At 32.4% G+C, this 18,555-nt stretch carries 7 protein-coding genes and 1 pseudogene; 5 read left to right on the top strand and 3 right to left on the bottom strand.

What is annotated here, in order from left to right:
* Positions 1–297: 297 nt before the first annotated feature.
* The 5 genes from J1D01_RS12475 to J1D01_RS12455 all read left to right on the top strand — a co-directional run bounded on the left by J1D01_RS12475 (position 298) and on the right by J1D01_RS12455 (position 15,582).
* On the top strand, positions 298–10,731 hold the full coding sequence (locus J1D01_RS12475; RefSeq protein WP_421151049.1) for a T9SS type B sorting domain-containing protein: 10,434 nt from the start codon (positions 298–300) through the stop codon (positions 10,729–10,731).
* 15 nt (positions 10,732–10,746) lie between these two features.
* Positions 10,747–11,724, top strand: coding sequence for a PorP/SprF family type IX secretion system membrane protein (locus tag J1D01_RS12470; protein WP_372935529.1), 978 nt, complete (start codon positions 10,747–10,749; stop codon positions 11,722–11,724).
* Positions 11,725–11,925: 201 nt separating this feature from the next.
* A complete protein-coding gene (gene ppk1 / locus J1D01_RS12465; protein WP_421151048.1) occupies positions 11,926–13,989 on the top strand; it encodes a polyphosphate kinase 1 in 2,064 nt (687 codons plus the stop codon).
* Between the two features lies 1 nt (position 13,990).
* A complete protein-coding gene (locus tag J1D01_RS12460) occupies positions 13,991–14,896 on the top strand; it encodes a Ppx/GppA phosphatase family protein (protein ID WP_372935533.1) in 906 nt (301 codons plus the stop codon).
* 98 nt (positions 14,897–14,994) lie between these two features.
* The gene (locus tag J1D01_RS12455) at positions 14,995–15,582 is read left to right on the top strand and encodes a porin family protein (RefSeq protein WP_372935535.1); all 588 of its coding nucleotides are present in this window, start codon (positions 14,995–14,997) and stop codon (positions 15,580–15,582) included.
* Positions 15,583–15,584: 2 nt separating this feature from the next.
* On the opposite strand, the gene J1D01_RS12450 is transcribed toward J1D01_RS12455, so the two are convergent.
* The 3 genes and pseudogenes from J1D01_RS12450 to dnaX all read right to left on the bottom strand — a co-directional run bounded on the left by J1D01_RS12450 (position 15,585) and on the right by dnaX (position 18,446).
* Entirely contained in the window at positions 15,585–16,166 is a 582-nt protein-coding gene (locus J1D01_RS12450; RefSeq protein WP_421151047.1) for a tRNA-(ms[2]io[6]A)-hydroxylase, read from the bottom strand.
* Positions 16,153–16,734: a hypothetical protein gene (locus J1D01_RS12445; RefSeq protein WP_421151046.1), complete on the bottom strand. Its 582-nt coding sequence runs from the start codon at positions 16,732–16,734 to the stop codon at positions 16,153–16,155. The genes J1D01_RS12450 and J1D01_RS12445 overlap by 14 nt, the downstream gene beginning before the upstream one ends.
* Positions 16,727–18,446 (bottom strand): annotated as a pseudogene (gene dnaX / locus J1D01_RS12440) (DNA polymerase III subunit gamma/tau). Before dnaX ends, J1D01_RS12445 begins: the two are co-directional and overlap by 8 nt.
* Positions 18,447–18,555: the final 109 nt, after the last annotated feature.

Genomic DNA, 18,555 nt, shown 5'->3' with positions numbered 1-18,555 from the left:
AATAATTCTGATTTTCTATTATAATAAGGGTTAAGAAATGAATATGTAATATAAATCTTGCATTTTTGTGTGTAAAAAATGATTAATAAACATTATTTATCGATGAAATGCATAAAAATATGGAAAACGTCTTCTTTGTTAGGAAAAAATTTACGATATTTACATCGTTTAAAAGTATATTTTAAAGGTTAAATATATAATTTGAAATAATATGCTTACAATTTTAGATTTGGTTTAAGCAATAGCTAAAAATATCTTTTTTAATGCCCCTAAAATTAGATACTAAAATAACCGCCCATGAAAAAAACTACTTATGTAACTTATAACATTGTTGTTATACTTTTGTTGTTGGGTACGCAATTGTTTGCACAAAACTTTGTTCCCTTCTCACCAAGATTTAATCAAGATTTAAAAGGAGATATTGTTTTAATAGGAAACAATATCCTTGGACCAAGCAATAACGCATTTAATGATAATAATGCATATAATCATGATGAGAATATGCGTTATATTGATATTGACGGAGATTCTTCTACTTTTAGTTCTTCAAGTGCAGATTTAGAAATAGAAAATCCAAGTTGTTACAACATAGTGCATGCAGGCTTATACTGGAGTGCTGTTAACCCAGGAGATGAACCAATTACCAATGTAAAACTTAAAGGACCTACAGGAGGTTATCACGATATTGTAGGAACTGTAATATATAATGCTAATGGCTCATCTGTTGATGGTGGTGATAGCTATCCTTACGCTTGTTATGCAGATGTAACTAGTATTGTAACTAGTTTAACTAGTAATTTAGGAACTTATACGGTTGCCAATGTTTCTAGTGCCGAAGGTAGAACAAGTAAATATAAACCATATAACGGAACAGGACATTCGGCTGGTTGGTCTTTGTTTATAGTTTATGAAGACCCAACTTTACCAGGTAAATCAATAACTAGTTTTGATGGTTTTAGTGCTATTAGTGTACCCGGAGGAAATCCAACTTTAGATATTCCTGTTTCTGGATTTAGAACGGTTCCATCTCCAACTCCAGTTAGAGCAAATTTTGCGTTTGCTACACTAGAAGGAGATAAGCGTATTATTGGAGATCAGTTACTGCTTAATGGTTATAATCTTTCTACATCAGATAGGCCAGCAAATAATTTTTTCAATAGTTCTGTAACGCAGTTAGATGCTACCCCAGTTACTAACAGAAATCCTAATAGTACAAACACTTTAGGGTTTGATACAGGTGTTATGCAGGTGCCAAACCCATCAAATAATGTTATACCCAATGGTTCTACATCAGCTACCGTTCGCCTAGAAACTAGTGGAGATACTTTTTTCCCATATTTTTTCGCACTTGCTGTTGATATAATAGAACCTAATATTGTACTCACAAAAATTGTAGAAGATACATCGGGTAATGATATTAGTGGAGAACTAGTTAGTTTAGGCGATGAACTAAATTATGTAATTGGTTTTCAAAATACAGGTAATGATAATGCCACCAATTTAACAATAAGAGATATTCTACCTATAAATATTGTTTTTAATTACCCTTCAGATATAGTTAGTTTACCACCAGGAGTTTCAGTACAGAGTTATGACCCTACAACAAGAGAAATTGTTTTTGAAGTAGATAATTCTGTTGTAGAAGTAAATGATCCAGTTCAAGAAATTAGATTTAAAGTATCGGTAGTACAAACTTGTAGTTTGTTAAATGATGCTTGTGATAATATAATTAACAATCAGGCTTATGCTACATATAATGGTACTTTAAACCCAACTTTTACAATTTCAGATGACCCAAGTTTTAATACTAATACAGGGTGTTTAATAAGTCCTGGTGCTACTAATTTTTTAGCAGATATTGATTGTGAATTTAGAGAAGAAGTCATTTTATGTGGTGATAGTGTAGTATTAACTGCTGGCGATAATTATGATTCATATACATGGTCTACAAGTCCAACAGGAACGCCCGTTATAGGAAACACACAATCTATTACAGTTACTGGAGTTGGCACGTATTATGTGCATAATACAGCCACAGCACCTTGTCAGTCTATAGATCAAGTTTTTGATGTTATAACTTACGGAGCTGGAGTTCCTAATCCTGTAATTCCATTTGCAGACCAAGTGGTTACTTGTCCTAATGATGGGAAAGAATTACCAAATTTCTTCTTATGTGGCGATAATGATGTTAGAGCTATAGAAACAGGAATTACAGATACCTCATCAATGATTTGGGAACGATTAGATGAAACTAGCTGTTCTGCAGTAATAAATCAAGATTGTGCTAACGAGGATCCTGCTTGTTCATGGATTCAAGTAGCAACTGGACCTGATTATACTATAGATACCGTTGGACAGTACCGATTAACTTTAAATTATACAGGAGGCTGTTTTAATCAATACTATTTTAATGTTTATGAAAACCTGTTAGAGCCTACGGCAACTTCTAAAGATATTATTTGTACAACACCAGGCGAAATTGTTGTAGGTGGAGTACCAAGTGGTTATGAGTATAGTATTGATGGTGTAAATTATCAAACTAGTAATACTTTTGAGGTAACAACAGCAGGTATTTATTCAGTTTATGTGAGACAAATTGGAGTATCACCAAACCCATGTGTTTTTGAAGTGCCAGATGTTCAAATAAGAGAACGAAATTTTACAGTATCAACAACTGTTTTACAACCCTTATGTTATGGAGATTTAGGAAGTATTGTTTTAGCAGCTAATGATGTTGAACCACAATATTTCTTTTCAATTTATGAAGGCGCTACACTTGTTAATAATGTAGGGCCAGTTACAGATAATAATTATACGTTTGAAAATTTAAACCCAGGAACCTATACAGTTGAAGTTTCTACAGAAGATGGTTGTACTTATACAAATAGTATAGAGATTATAGAACCACCTTTATTAGAGGTAACGGCAGCTCTTACCACACCATTAACTTGTGAGGATGGAGAAATCACTATATACCCTGTAGGAGGAACAGCACCTTACTATTACTTTATTAATAGCACTACAGCATTTCAAAGCACACCTATTGTAGATGTATCTACAGCAGGAACCTATAATATAACAGTTGTAGATTCTAACAACTGTTCTGCTGAAACATCAATTACAGTAGAGGAAATAGAAGCCCCCACATTTACTATTAGCTCATCAGATATTTTATGTTATAATTCAAACACTGGTGAAATTCAATTTAATGTCACTAATGGTAATGGTTATTCCATTGAATATACTATAGACGGAGGCACTTCATATAGTACTTCACCAACGTTTTCAAATTTAGATGTAGGTGTTTACACTGTAGGAATAAAATATTCTTTAAATGGTGTTGAATGTTTCAGTACTACTCAAGATATAACCATAACACAACCAGATGCAGCTGTAACAGCTTCAAGTGGTGTGTCACAATTAGCAGGTTGTGGTCCTTCAGGAGAAGGAAGCGTTAGAATTACCAATCCGCAAGGAGGTACTCCTCCTTATGAATATAGTTTTGATAATCAAGCAACTTGGGTAACAACCAATGAAGCTGATGTAATGCCAGGTACTTATACCTTGTATATAAGGGATGCTAATGGATGTATTTATGCTATGCCCGAAATTATTTTAGATCCAGAACCAGTGGAACCAACAATTTCTATAGATGATCCAGAATATAATTGTGATGGTACAGCAAATACTACGGTTACTGTTAATAATTCTGGAACAGGTTCATTTACTTATAGATATTATTTAGATGGTGTAGAAAACCCTAATACGTCAGATCCTACTACCTTTTTAAATGTGCCAGACGGTGATCATACTATTAAAGTAGAGTATACTTTATCAACCGTACCTACTTATAGTAACTTATTATATGAAACGTTTGGTTATGGAGAAGATACATCATCACCAGGTATAAATCCAACGTATTATTGTTTTGAGCGTCAAGTTGAAGCAACAAAATGTAGAGGAAGTATTAGTATTAATGATGGAGACTATTCTGTAACAGCACATATTGTAAAACCGTTTGGTACTTGGATAGATCCAGGAGATCACACACCTGCAACTACTCCAGCAACACCAGATGGAAGGTTTTTGGTTGTAAATATTGGTTCTACAATTCCTGCTACCGAAATTTTATATGAGAAAGAAATTAATGATATTATACCCAATCAACCCATTAATTTTGAGTTCTATGCCTTTAACTTGCTTAACTCGAGTAGTAATCAGTACGATCCTAATTTAACAGTGGCTTTAGTTGATGCTTCTGGTACAGAAATATCTTCATTTGACACTGGAGCAATACCAAAATCTGAACAATGGGAAGTTTATCCAAAAACCCCTATGACTTTAGATCCAGGATCTAACACTACTTTAAAGTTTATTGTTAGATCAAACGTACAACAAACAAGTGGTAATGATGTTGCTATTGATGATATAAAAGTTTATCAATTGCCAAAAGTTTGTACAACAGAAGTAGAATTTCCTTTTGTAATAAATTCTGGAAACGCTTTTACAGCAGATATTTTAAGTTATAGTGATGTAACTTGTGATGGTAGCGCCGATGGAACTATTGAAATTTCAGCTCAAAATTTCGATACAACAAACGGTTATCAATATTCAATAGATGGAGGTGTTAATTGGACAACATTAACAACGTCTCCATATACTATTACTGGTTTAGGAGTTGGTACTTATAACGTTCAAGTACGTTATGATACTACTTCTGTAGGTTGTGATTTTAGTTTCACACAAAATATAACAGCACCTTCGCTCTTAGAGGTGAATACATCTGTAACACCAGCAACTTGTTCAGATGGTGCAATTATTGAAGCTACAGCTACTGGAGGAACACCAAATTATTCTTATGAGTTATTAGATGGAACTACATTAAATTTAATTGCAAGTTTCCCATCAAATGGTGTTTTAACTAATGTATCAACAGGTAATTATGTGATAAGAGTTACAGATGCTAGTGGATGTACAGCTGTTTCAACATCCATTAGTATAACAAATCCAACAAATCCAACAGCTACTATTCAAACATCATCAGATAAATGTTATGATACAGTTAATGGAGCAACACTTGAAGTATTGGCTAGTGGAGGTTTGGCACCCTATGAGTATAGTTTAAATGGTAGTCCATTTGTGTCAAATAATATTTTTGCTAATTTAACTCCTGGAAACTATGATATAACAGTTAGAGATGCTAATGGTTGTACATTTACACTTCCAACAGAAGTTATAGCAGAACAGTTACTGGTAAGTACTGTTTTAACAAAAGATCTAGATTGTACAGCTTCATCAGATGCTGAAATTACAGGAACAATATCAGGAGGCTACCCGCCTTATACCTATGAGGTGTCTGATGATGGAGGAGTTACATTTACTTCATTAGGAAGTACAGGTACGCCTTTTACTTACACCACATCTAATGATGGCACGTACCAATTCCGCATAACAGATGCTCAAGCTTGTACAGCTTTATCAACCGTAACTACAGTAAACCCTATTAGTTACCCAGATATTACTTCGGTTGTAGAAACCCAATCTATATTATGTAATGGTGGTAGTGATGCTGCTATTCAGGTTAATATAGATACTAGTGTGGGTACACCACCGTTTACAATAAACGTTTACAATAATACTACAGGAACAGATTATGGTACTCAAACCACAAGTTTACCTGCAGGAGATTATACTGTTACTTTAACCGATGCTAAATCGTGTACAGATACTGAAACCATAACAATTTCAGAACCAACTCCTATAGTTTTAGATTATGATGTAGACCCAATTACTTGTGCTGCAGGAGGGGTGTCTTTAGGTAGAATAATTATTAATAGTGTTAGTGGTGGCACACCAAATTACACGTATCATGTAACAGGTGTTAATGGCTATAATAATATGATAACCAATCAAGATGGTAGTACAAAGATTTTTGAAGTAGTAAATTTTGGTTTGTATGAAATTATTATTACAGATGCTAATGGTTGTTCATTATTAGAGCAAAATATTTTAGTAGCATCACCACCAGATGATTTAGTTATTAATACAGTTGCAACAGCCGATTGTGCTTCTGGAGGAACGGTAGAGGTAAGTATAGGTACACCGTTGGCAGGCTCTGGCCCTTATTACTTTGCTATTTATACTGGCCCCGGGATGACTTATTCTGCTACTGACCCTGCGTGGCAACCCGAAGATTCTCCAGAGCATACAACATTTACAGATTTGATACCAGGGGTAACATATACCTTTATTGTTTATGATTCTCTTACTGGTTGTTATTATTACGAGACAGCCTCTACTCCAGTACCAACCAACTCTACCTTAACTGTAGATTCGGTAGTGCCTAAAAACATTACTTGTAAGGGAAGTGCTGATGGAGAGGTAAGTTTTGATATAACTAGTACTTACCCAGTAAATACTAATATAACTTATGATATATTAGACTCACAGTCTTTAGCAAGTGCTGGTGTTTCTGGTTCGGGTGTTGTGCCTGCTAACGGAACGTTGTCGATAACCAACGCAGGATTACTACCTTTTGGAAACTATATTATTTTGGTAACAGAAGATGTAGGAGCCACAAATGAAGGTTGTAGTGTTGTTACACAAACACCTTTTAATATTACAGAGTCTGCTATCGATTTAGGGATTACAGCATCTGTAGATAAAAATGCTAATTGTAACCCTAATTCGGGAGTAATTTCGGCCATAGCTACAGATGGTACACCACCATATTTGTATCAAATTACAACTACATCAACTCAACCATTACCTTCAGATGCTTTATGGAATTCGGCTAGTACGTTTAATGTAAATGCTGGTACCTACTATGTACATGTAATGGATGCTTATGGATGTATTAAAACTACATCAGCTCAAATATTAAATAATGACCCAACACCAGTAATTGCGGCTGCAGTAAGTAACCAATGTACTGCTACAGAGGGTAATTTTGAAATTGATGTTACTTTAACCACAGCAGGAATTACTCCATATAGTTTAAGTGTTGATGGTGGAGCGTTCCAAACGGCAACCTTCCCATTTACTATAAGTAACTTATCATCAGGAACACACACTGTAGAAGTTCAGGATGCTAATGGTTGTGGAAATATGGTATCTGTTACTATTGAAAAGCCTTTAGGTATAACACCTTCAGTAGATGTCTTACCAAGCTGTTTAAATAATGATGGTCAAATTTCTGTAACTGCGGTAGGAGGAACAGGTAGTTTTACCTATGAAATTATAGCAGGACCAGTAACAGCTGTTGCTCAAGTGTCAAATACATTTACAGGACTTGCTGCTGGTACTTATACAGTTAGAGTTAATGATACCAATACATCGTGTTTTGCTGATGTTGATGTAACATTAGATGCACCAACACCGGTAGTATTTACTCCTGTAGCAACCGATGTAAGTTGTAATGGAAGTAGTGATGGAAGTATTACCGTTAATTTACCAACAAGTAATGACAACCCTATTTATACTTATGAAATAATTGCACCTATAACGGTAGCTCCTCAAACTTCAAATATTTTCTCAGGTCTAAGCGCGGGTACTTATACGGTACAGGTAACTTCTGGTAGAAATTGTACTGCTACAGAAACTGTTACAATTAATGAGCCAAACGTAGTATCAATAGACGCAACATCAGTTGTTGAATATGCTTGTTCTGCTGGTGTAAATGCACCAAATTATGCTTCTATAAGTGTAACTAGTGTAAGTGGCGGATCTGGTAACTATACAATTTATGAATTTATAAAAGGAGGTACAATTGTTCAGTCTGGTTCGCAAACTACTTATACTGAAGCTGATTTATCAGGAGGTACTTATACTATAAATGTATATGATGATAATGGCTGTGTAGGAACTACAACCGAAACTATTACACCTTTTACATCTTTAGAAAGCTTAGATGTTACGGTAGATACTGCCATAACTTGTAATAATGACGAAGATATAACTGTATCAGTAACAACTACTGGTCCAACGCCAACTAATTTAGAATTTATAGTTGAAGATATTGATGCTACCGGTGCAACAGGAACTGTTTATAGCCAAACCAATACAACAGGTATATTTACTGGCTTACCAATAGGTAATTATTCAATTTCGGTAACCAATTTAGATACCAATTGTTCGCTTCAAACTGTACACTATGTTAATGAACCTAATACTTTTGATCTTAATATAGACTCAGTTGTAGATGTAACCTGTTTTAATGATAATGATGGAAGTGTTGATGTTACGTTTATAGATAGATCACCTATACCTACCGATGAAGCAGGACCATTTAGTTATATCGTGTATGATAATTTAGGAAATACTGTAACTACAGGTGTAGTACCAAATGCTGGTCCAACAACAATTTCAGGATTAGCGCAAGGAACCTATAGTATAACTGCAGAATTAACCAATGCACCATTCTGTACGGTAACCAAAAACTTTACTATCACAGCTCCAACAGCAGCATTGGATATAACAGAAACTCATACTGAAATTACTTGTGTAAGTGGTTATAATGACGGGTCTATTACTGCAAGTGCTACTGGTGGTTGGCCTGGTGGATACGAATACCAATTAGAGCTTACAAGTGGAACTATAATAACTGCTTTTAGTGATCAGTATTATTTTACAAATTTATCGGCAGGAGATTATGTGGTAAGTGTAAGAGATTATAAAGGTTGTATAGCAACCACTAACGTGAGTTTATTAGATCCACCACCAATTTCGGTAACACTAAACCCAGATGTGGTGTCGTTGACTTGTTTTGGAGATTCTAATGGACAAATAACTGCAAATGCTAGTGGCGGACAAGGAAGTAACTATACTTATACATTAAATATGGTTTCACCAACAGTAACTTCATCTGGTCCACAAACCTCACCTGTATTCGATGGATTAATTGCAGGTACTTATAATGTAACTGTAACAGATGGTTATAATTGTAGTACTACTTCTGCAGATATAGTAATTACAGAACCTAATGAAGTTCAGGCCACTTTGGTTAAGTCAGATCCATTAACTTGTACTACAGATGCAGAACTTATTTTAAGTGCTACAGGAGGTTCTGGTTCTTATGAATATAGTACCGATGCTTCTTTCTCAACAGTGTTAGGATCGTTCTCATCATCTGTAACTATACCTGTTGTAGATGGAACGTATGCTTATTATGTTAGAGATACTAATGGTTGTAACGCTTACGTGTCTAATGAAATTACTGTAGAACCTATACCTGATTTAAAAGTTAATTTAGATGTTGAAAATGCAACAATTAATTGTGCTGGTGATACTACAGGTGTTATTGTTGCAGTTGCTGAAGGAGGCTTAGGTAACTATGTTTACACGCTTCAAGATACGTCTGGAAATGATATAACTCCAGTTACCCAAAACACCCCAGGAGTGTTTACAGAATTACCTGCAGGAGATTATCAGGTTATGGTAGAAAGTAATGATTGTGTTGCTACTTCAGTGTCAGTTAGCATTACAGAACCTAGTTTACCTCTTCAAGTAAACTATACAGTTTCTGATGTTACTTGTTACGGAGAGAACAATGGTATTTTAGAGATTATTGCTACAGGAGGTACAGGAATCATAAAATATGCTATTTCACCTCAAATGAATCAATTTTTTGATGAGCCTATTTTTGAAGATTTAGCTCCTGGAAATTACCAAGCTATTGCTCAAGATGAATTAGGTTGTTATGTGTTGTTCGATTTTATTGTTAATGAGCCAACACCAGTAACTCTTACTATAGTTCCTAATTCTATTTTACCAGAAATGTGTGCTGGTGATATGAATGGCGAGTTTAGTATTGATATTTCTGGAGGTACATTACCTTATAGTGTTGCCTTAGATGATATAAACGGAACCTATACAACAGGAGCAGCAACTCAGACAATATTTGATTTTACAGGATTAAGCGGCGGAGACCATATTGTTTATATTGTTGATGCCGAAGGTTGTGAGTCTGAATGGAATATAACTTTCCCAGAGTCTGTACTATTAGATCCTCAAGTAACTGTAGAGTATTGTACAGATGTAGCAGACGCAACAAGTAATGCGGTAACTGTTACAGTTGATTCTAGTGTAGACCCTGCTGAAGTAGATTATTCTCTAGATGGTATTAATTTCCAAAGCAACAATATGTTTATTGATGTTCCTGCTGGATTAAATCAATCTATTACAGTAAGACATACAAACGGTTGTGAACAAATAGTTTATTTTGATGTTAATCAATATGATCCTTTAGAAATAGCACTAAGTGATGGTGGTATAAATGAAATTATAGCACAGGCTAGTGGTGGTTCTGGTGATTATGAGTATGCTATTCAACGTGTAAATGAAGTTGATTTTGAACCTTATGGAGATACAGGAACATTTGTTATTTACGAATCTGGTGAGTATACAGTATCTGTTACAGATAGTAATGGATGTGTAGCTACCGCATCAAGATACTTTGAGTTTGTAGATGTTTGTATAACCAATTATTTCACCCCTAATGGCGATGGAAATTTAGACACATGGGGTCCTGGTTGTACATCTCAATATAAAGATTTAACCTTTGATATTTTTGATAGATACGGACGTAAAGTTGCTACGCTTCGTGTAAATGAAAAATGGGATGGTACCTATAACGGAAAAGAATTACCAACTGGAGATTACTGGTATATTGTAAACTTAAATGATGAGAGAGATAAGAGAAGTTTTGTAGGTCACTTTACTTTATACAGGTAGTTAAAATATAATAAAATGCGAAAACTATTTACATACGTAACATTCTTACTGGTAACATATAGCTACGGACAAGAGCTTAACTTACCTGTATTTACCCAATATTTAGCAGACAATAATTTTGTAGTGTCTCCAACTTATGCAGGTATAGGTGATAATGTAAAATTAAGAGCTAATGGTTTAACACAGTGGGTTGGTATAAAAGATGCTCCTGATAACCAATCATTTTATGGAGATGTAAGAATTGCAGATAGAAGTGGTGTGGGGTTATCTTTATACAATGATAGAAATGGTAACACTATACAAACAGGAGCTAAATTTTCGTTTGCGCACCATTTAATATTAGACTATTATGCCAAAATGTATTTGTCTTTAGGTATTTCGTATAATATAAATAATTTTAGAATAGATATTGACAACTTTAATACAACTTATGAAAACCCTTCATTAGACCCTTTTGTAACAGATGATAGAAGAACAACCAACCATAATTTTGATATTGGTGCCTTGTTTAGAATGAAAGGGTTCTTTATAAGTTTAAATTTAAATAACCTTTTGGATAAAGATTTAGATTCATTTGAAAGGGTTTTTGAACCTAACTTGCTTTTAAATTATCAGGTTTACTCTGGATACACCTTTAGAGGCCCTAAAAAAAGTGGTTTAGAGTTTGAACCTTCAGTCTTTTATCAAATGTATACAAGTGATAAACGTTCTGCCACCGATGTGAACTTTAAATTTAGAAAATACAATAGAAATGAAGATTACTATTGGGCAGGTATATCATATCGTTTTTTAAATGATCAATTTTTTAAGCCATTAAATGTAGGTCCTATGGTAGGGTTTAAAAAATCATTGTTTTATTTTGGCTATGCATATCAAATCACAGCAAACGATTTATCTGCCTACAACTCTGGTACTCATGTTGTAACTATTGGTATAGACTTTTTACAGGGTATAAGCAATTGTCCTTGTACACAAGACCCAGTACACCATTAATAATGTATTAAATACAGTATAGAAACGTTAATAATAGCCCGAGCACTTATTGGTGCAAGGGCTTATAACGTTTAGTTAACACCAACTAAGAAGCTGTAATGCCTAAAAAAATTATATATAATTTTAATTAAATTTAAAGTAAGTCAATTTATTTTTCAATCTAAATAGAATATATTTGTTAGGATAACTAATCCTAATACTATGATTGATACTGAAACTATCAACGATACTTACATAAATAGAGAGATAAGTTGGCTACAATTTAATGCTCGTGTTTTACAAGAAGCTTCTGATGAAAAAGTACCTTTAATTGAACGGTTACGTTTTTTAGGTATTTTCTCTAACAATTTAGATGAGTTTTTTAAGGTAAGATATGCTACTGTAAAACGAATTGTTGAGGTTGGTAAAGGTGGTAAAAATCAGCTTGGAGGTATTAAAGCAAAAGAGTTATTAGATATTATTACTCAAATAGTAATAAAACAACAGGCTGAAAGTATTAGAATTTTAGAAGAAGTAGATAAAGAACTAAAGAAAGAACATATTTATATAATTGATGAAACTCAGGTTGATAGCAATCAACATGATTTTATTAAAAATTACTTTTTCCAAAATGTAAGTTCTGCATTAGTTACCATTATTTTAAATGATTTAGTTAAACTCCCTAACCTTAAAGATAGTGCCGCCTATTTAACTGTGAAAATGCAGATGAAAGACGGAACTAAACAATTTGGTTTAATTGAAATACCAAAAGGTGTAGAGCGCTTTATTGTTTTGCCAAAACAAAATGGTCATAATTACATTATAATGTATGATGATCTTTTAAGATACTGCTTAAGTGATATTTTTAGCATTTTTGATTACGAGTCTATTTCGGCTCACATGATTAAAATTACTAGAGATGCAGAGTTAGATTTTGAAAGTGATTTAAGTAAAAGCTTTATAGAAAAACTATCTGATAGTGTTAAGCACAGAGAAATAGGAGATCCAGTTCGTTTTGTTTATGATAAAACCATAGATCAAGATACATTAGAGTACTTAATGAATCAAATGGGTATTGATAATACAGATAGTGTTATACCCGGCGGGCGTTATCATAATAAGCGAGATTACATGAGTTTTCCTAGTTTAGGAAGAACAGATTTAATGTATGAAAAAATTAAACCTTTAGAAGTAAAAGGATTAAGTTTAAAATCTAGCCTTTTTAAAGCTATTGCAGAAAAAGACTATATGGTACACGCACCGTATCATACATTTACTTACATAATTAAATTTTTGCGTGAAGCAGCTCTAGACCCCAAAGTTAAAACCATTAAAATAACCATTTATAGACTAGCCGAAATATCGCATGTTGCTAGTGCTTTAATAAACGCAGCCATTAATGGTAAAGCCGTAACAGTATCTATAGAACTTAGAGCTAGGTTTGATGAAGAAGCTAATATTTATTATGCTGAACAAATGAAAAAAGAAGGTGTTAACCTTCACTTTGGTGTGCCAGGGCTTAAAGTTCATAGTAAAATGTGCGTAATAGAGCGCGAAGAAGGAAAAAAACTTAAACGTTATGGCTTTATAAGTACAGGTAATTTTAATGAGTCTACAGCTAAAATTTATACAGATTATACATTATTCACTTATAATCAACCTATATTAAAAGAAGTAAATAAAATATTTAACTTCTTTGAAACAAATTATAGAGTTTATACCTATAAACACTTAATAGTGTCTCCTCATTATACCGAAAAAAAGTTTTTCAAATTAATTGATGAACAAATAAAAGAATGTAAAAAAGGAAATGAAGGATACATAAGGGTTAAAATGAATAGTTTATCAAACTATGCAATGGTAGATAAGCTGTATGAAGCTAGTAATGCCGGTGTAAAAATAGATATGATAATTCGTGGCATTTGTTGTTTAATTCCCGGTATTAAAGGCATGAGCGAAAATATTAGAGTAATAAGTATAGTTGATAAATTTTTAGAACACCCAAGAATATATATGTTTGGAAAGGGAGATAATGTTAAAGTTTATATTTCTTCTGCAGATTGGATGACTAGAAACATACATAATAGGGTAGAAGTAAGTTGCCCAATTTATGACCCCGATGTAAAACAAGAAGTTATAGATACTTTTAATATTTGTTGGAGTGATAATGTGAAGGCTAGACTTATCAACACTTCAAAAGAAAATGAATATAGAACCAATAATAATCCAAAAGTAAGATCTCAAGTTGCTATTTATGATTATTATTTAGAAAAGCTTAAAAATTAATATGCTTTCAATAAAAAAATATGCAGCAATTGATATAGGTTCAAATGCTGTAAGATTATTAATTTCTAATATAATAGAAGAAAAAGGCAAACCCGTAAGATTTAAAAAAAATTCTTTAGTTAGGGTTCCCATTAGGCTAGGAGCCGATGTTTTTGTTAAAAAAAGAATTTCAAAAGAAAATACACAGCGTATTGTAGATACCATGTTAGCTTTTAAACTTTTAATGAAATCTCACAAAGTAGTAAAATATAAAGCTTGTGCAACTTCTGCTATGAGAGAATCTACTAACGGAAAAGAAGTTGTAGAAAAAGTTTTAAAAGAAGCAGGTATAAGCATTGATGTTATAAATGGAGAAGAAGAAGCTGCTATAATTGCTGCAACAGACCTAAATAAATATATTGATACAACTAAAACATACTTATATGTTGATGTTGGTGGTGGTAGTACAGAGTTTACAGTTTTTTACCAAGGGAAACCTGTTGTTTCTAAATCATTTAAAATAGGTACTGTTCGTTTGTTAAATGATATGGTTAAAAATGAAACTTGGCAAGAGTTAGAAAATTGGATTAAAATTAACACAGCAGATTATCACAAAATAAATGTTATAGGTTCTGGAGGTAACATTAATAAAATATTTAAAATTTCTGGTAAAAAAATAGGAAAACCGCTTTCGTATTTTTACATGACATCTTATTATAATACACTTCAAACATACTCTTATGAAGAACGTATTACAGAACTAGAACTTAATCAAGATAGAGCAGATGTTATAATTCCAGCTATGAGAATTTATCTTTTTGCTATGAAATGGAGTAACTCAAAACACATTTATGTTCCTAAAATAGGACTATCAGATGGCATCATAAAAAGCATATATTACAATACCGTTTCAAGTAATACACAGTAAAATTTTGCATTTTACCTTGTAAAATATAGGAATTTAATTATAAAACATATATTCGTGGTATATAATTGCTATAAATTATAGACCCAAATTTATTATTTATGAAAAAAATATTACTATCTGCAGTATTACTTGTGTTTTCTGTTTATGGATTTTCGCAAGAAGAAAATTTAGCACAAACCACTACCGATTCTACTAATACTAACAATTTTGTTTCTAAAGGAATAAAATATGGTGTAAGAGGTGGTTTCAATATTTCAAATCTAGCTTTTGATGAAACACCATTTCTTGAAAATAAACACAGAAACAGTGTGTATTTTGGTGCATTTGCCAATATAGGCTTATCAAGAATACTGTCTTTAGTTCCAGAACTACAGTTTTCTGCTGAAGGAGCTAATGATGAAAAATTACATTTAGATTATATTCAAATGCCTATTTTATTAAGAGTTAGGTTAAGTGAAAAGTTTCATTTAGCTATAGGTCCTCAAGCGGGATTAAAAGTTCATAAATATGAAGATGGTGTAAAAAATATGGCTTATTCTGCTGTTGGCGGCATTGAATTTAAAATAAACCACATGCTGTTTGCAGATGCAAGATATACTTACGGAATTACAAATATATTTGATGAAGCTTTAGATGTTACTGCTAAGAACAGCAATATTCAAATAGGAATAGGTTATAAATTTTAAAATTAACCGTGTACGGTTTCCTTTTTTCCTAAATCTGACATAATTTTTGCTTCATATTCAAGAAGTTGTTGCCATTTGGTGTCAACTTCTTTTTTATTACCATATTTTCTAGCAAAACCTAAAAACATGGTGTAATGATTGGCTTCGCTCACCATAAGTTTTCTATAAAATTCAGCAAGTTCTTTGTCTTCTAGTTCTTCAGAAAGTAATCTAAACCGTTCGCAACTTCTAGCTTCAATTAAAGCCGCGTAAAGTAATCTGTGAACCAGTTGAGTAGTCCTGCTACCTCCTTTAGGAAAAAATTTAACTAATTTAATAACATAATCATCTTTTCGGTCTCTACCTAAAACCCAACCGCGTTCAAGAATTTTGTCATGTACCATTTTAAAATGACTTATTTCTTCTTTTACAAGTGCTACCATTTCTTGAACTAATTCTGTGTATTCAGGAAAACTAACAATTAAAGATATAGCGGTACTAGTTGCTTTTTGCTCACAAAAGGCATGGTCTGTTAAAATTTCTTCAATATTTTTTTCAACTATGTTAACCCATCTTGGGTCTGTTGGTAATTTAAGTCCTAGCATAATTTAACTTATTCAATGTAAATAATCCTGTTTCGTCAATTTCAATTTTATAAATGTCTTTTGTATTGCTTTTTGGTGAAATTTGAGAAGCAATTAAAACTAATTTATTTGAATTTAGTGAAACTGCTTCATCAACATAAACGTAATTATTTATAAAATTATTTGAGTTTTTATTTTCAAAAATATGTTGCTTTAAAAAGTTGCTATTAAAGCTTTTATTGAAAATTAATTTATTGTTTTTAAATACAACTACTTCTGATGTAACCTGTCTATAGTAGTCTGTTTGGCATATAGTAGATGTTTTAGACACAACAGAAACAGCGTTGTTCATGTCTGTAAATGTTTTAATTTTTACAGTGTATCCATTACTTAAAATGGTATCTGTAATAATCTCATTGTAGGTTTTGGGGTAATAATTCTTAACTTCAATTAATTTAAAATCGTTTTTGTATTTAGAAATAGACTCTTGCAATAAATCATTTTTAGATTGTCTGCTTTCACAACTACAAAAAGTAATGATTATTGGTAAAATTAATAACAGGATTATCTTATATAACGCTTTATACATCTAGATTAAATGTTTTCTTTAAAAGCTCAATATTTGGGTTTTTTTCTTTTAGCTTTTCATATTTTTCAATAGGTGTATAGGCATATTGTTTTTCTAAGACCTCATTAACCGTGATAGATAAATTGATGTCAAAATTATTTAACGATTTTCTTACAAAGGCCAACAAATCATACTGATTGCGCTCTACTTCTACTTTATTTGTAGAGTTAGGAAACTCTAAATGTATTATAGTGTCTTTTACTTTTGGAGTGTCTATTGATAATATAGAAGCTAAATTACGTTTTCCTTGACTTTGCAAAGTATCAATATATGTATTCCATACTTTTATTAGCTCTTGTTCTGTAAAGGGTTCTTTTGGCAAATCTTCTTCATCAATAACAACATTCATTTGTTTTATTTGATGTTCTTTTTTTGCTTTTAAGCTTTTTAAAGACAGACCAGAAGTACGTTTTTTTTCTTGTTTTAATACAATTTTTGGTGGTTCTTTTACTTGAAATGATTTAACAGGATTATTGTTAATATCATTTTCGTTAATTGATTCTTCTTTCTCTTTATCAGTGTTTAATTGCTTAGGAACCGATACTGGAATTGGAGTTATGCCCTTATTTTTAAAATAAGATGCGGGAATTATGTAATGTTTGCTATTTTTTTTTTTCTCCATCAAAAGTGATAGAGGCAAGTTGCATTAAACAAAGTTCAACCAGAAGTCGCTGGTTTTTACTATTTTTATATTTGAGATCACAATCATTAGCCAAATCGATTCCTTTTATTAAAAATTCCCTACTGGCTTTTCTAGATTGTTCTAAATACTTTTGTTTAGTTTCTTCACCAACTTCTAAAAGTTTTATGGTGTTTTCGGTTTTACTAACAAGTAAATCTCTAAAGTGCGATGCTAAACCAGAAATATAATGATGCCCATCAAAACCTTTAGAAAGGGTATTGTTAAAAAGTAGAAGTAATTCTGGTATTTTATTTTCTAAAATTAAATCGGTGCTTTTAAAATAAGTTTCATAATCAAGCACATTTAAATTTTCTGTAACGGCTTTTCTAGTTAGGTTTTTACCAGAAAAACTCACAACTCTATCAAATATAGAAAGTGCATCACGCATAGCACCATCTGCTTTTTGAGCTATAATATGCAGTGCATCATCTTCAGCTTCAATATTTTGCTCTTTGGCTATATGTTTTAAATACTCTTTAGCATCTTTTACTGTAATACGTTTAAAATCGAAAATTTGACAGCGCGATAAAATAGTTGGTATTATTTTATGTTTTTCAGTAGTTGCCAAAATAAAAATGCAATGTTTTGGTGGTTCTTCTAATGTTTTAAGAAACGCATTAAAAGCGGCTTGAGAAAGCATGTGTACCTCATCAATAATATACACTTTATATTTACCAACTTGAGGTGGAATTCTAACTTGATCTGTTAAATTTCTAATATCATCAACCGAGTTGTTTGAAGCTGCATCTAACTCAAAAATATTAAAAGCAAAGTCTTCTTCAGTTTCATTTCCTTCACTATTAATCATTTTGGCAAGAATACGAGCACAAGTAGTTTTGCCTACACCTCTAGGTCCTGTAAAAAGTAGTGCTTGTGCTAAATGATTATTTTCAATAGCATTTAAGAGGGTATTTGTAATAGCCTGTTGGCCAACAACATCTTTAAAGGACTGTGGTCTGTATTTTCTTGCAGATACTACAAAGTGTTCCAATTTAACTGAATTTAAATGCTAATATGAATATAACAAAGTTAAAAATTCAATTAAAAAAATTGAATTTTGAAGTCAGAATTTAACAGGAGTTATTAACAACTAAATAAAA

This window comes from Seonamhaeicola sp. NFXS20 (assembly GCF_049132085.1).
Classification (GTDB): Bacteria; Bacteroidota; Bacteroidia; order Flavobacteriales; family Flavobacteriaceae; genus Seonamhaeicola.
The sequence above is the reverse complement of the archived record's forward strand: the minus strand, read 5'-3'. Positions and strand labels throughout refer to the sequence as shown.

Bases quoted from the DNA above. Each gene is read 5' to 3' on its own strand.
- J1D01_RS12475 (WP_421151049.1), top strand. From the start codon at position 298: ATGAAAAAAACTACTTATGTAACTTATAACATTGTTGTTATACTTTTG.
- J1D01_RS12470 (WP_372935529.1), top strand. From the start codon at position 10,747: ATGCGAAAACTATTTACATACGTAACATTCTTACTGGTAACATATAGC.
- ppk1 (WP_421151048.1), top strand. From the start codon at position 11,926: ATGATTGATACTGAAACTATCAACGATACTTACATAAATAGAGAGATA.
- J1D01_RS12460 (WP_372935533.1), top strand. From the start codon at position 13,991: ATGCTTTCAATAAAAAAATATGCAGCAATTGATATAGGTTCAAATGCT.
- J1D01_RS12455 (WP_372935535.1), top strand. From the start codon at position 14,995: ATGAAAAAAATATTACTATCTGCAGTATTACTTGTGTTTTCTGTTTAT.
- J1D01_RS12450 (WP_421151047.1), bottom strand. From the start codon at position 16,166: ATGCTAGGACTTAAATTACCAACAGACCCAAGATGGGTTAACATAGTT.
- J1D01_RS12445 (WP_421151046.1), bottom strand. From the start codon at position 16,734: ATGTATAAAGCGTTATATAAGATAATCCTGTTATTAATTTTACCAATA.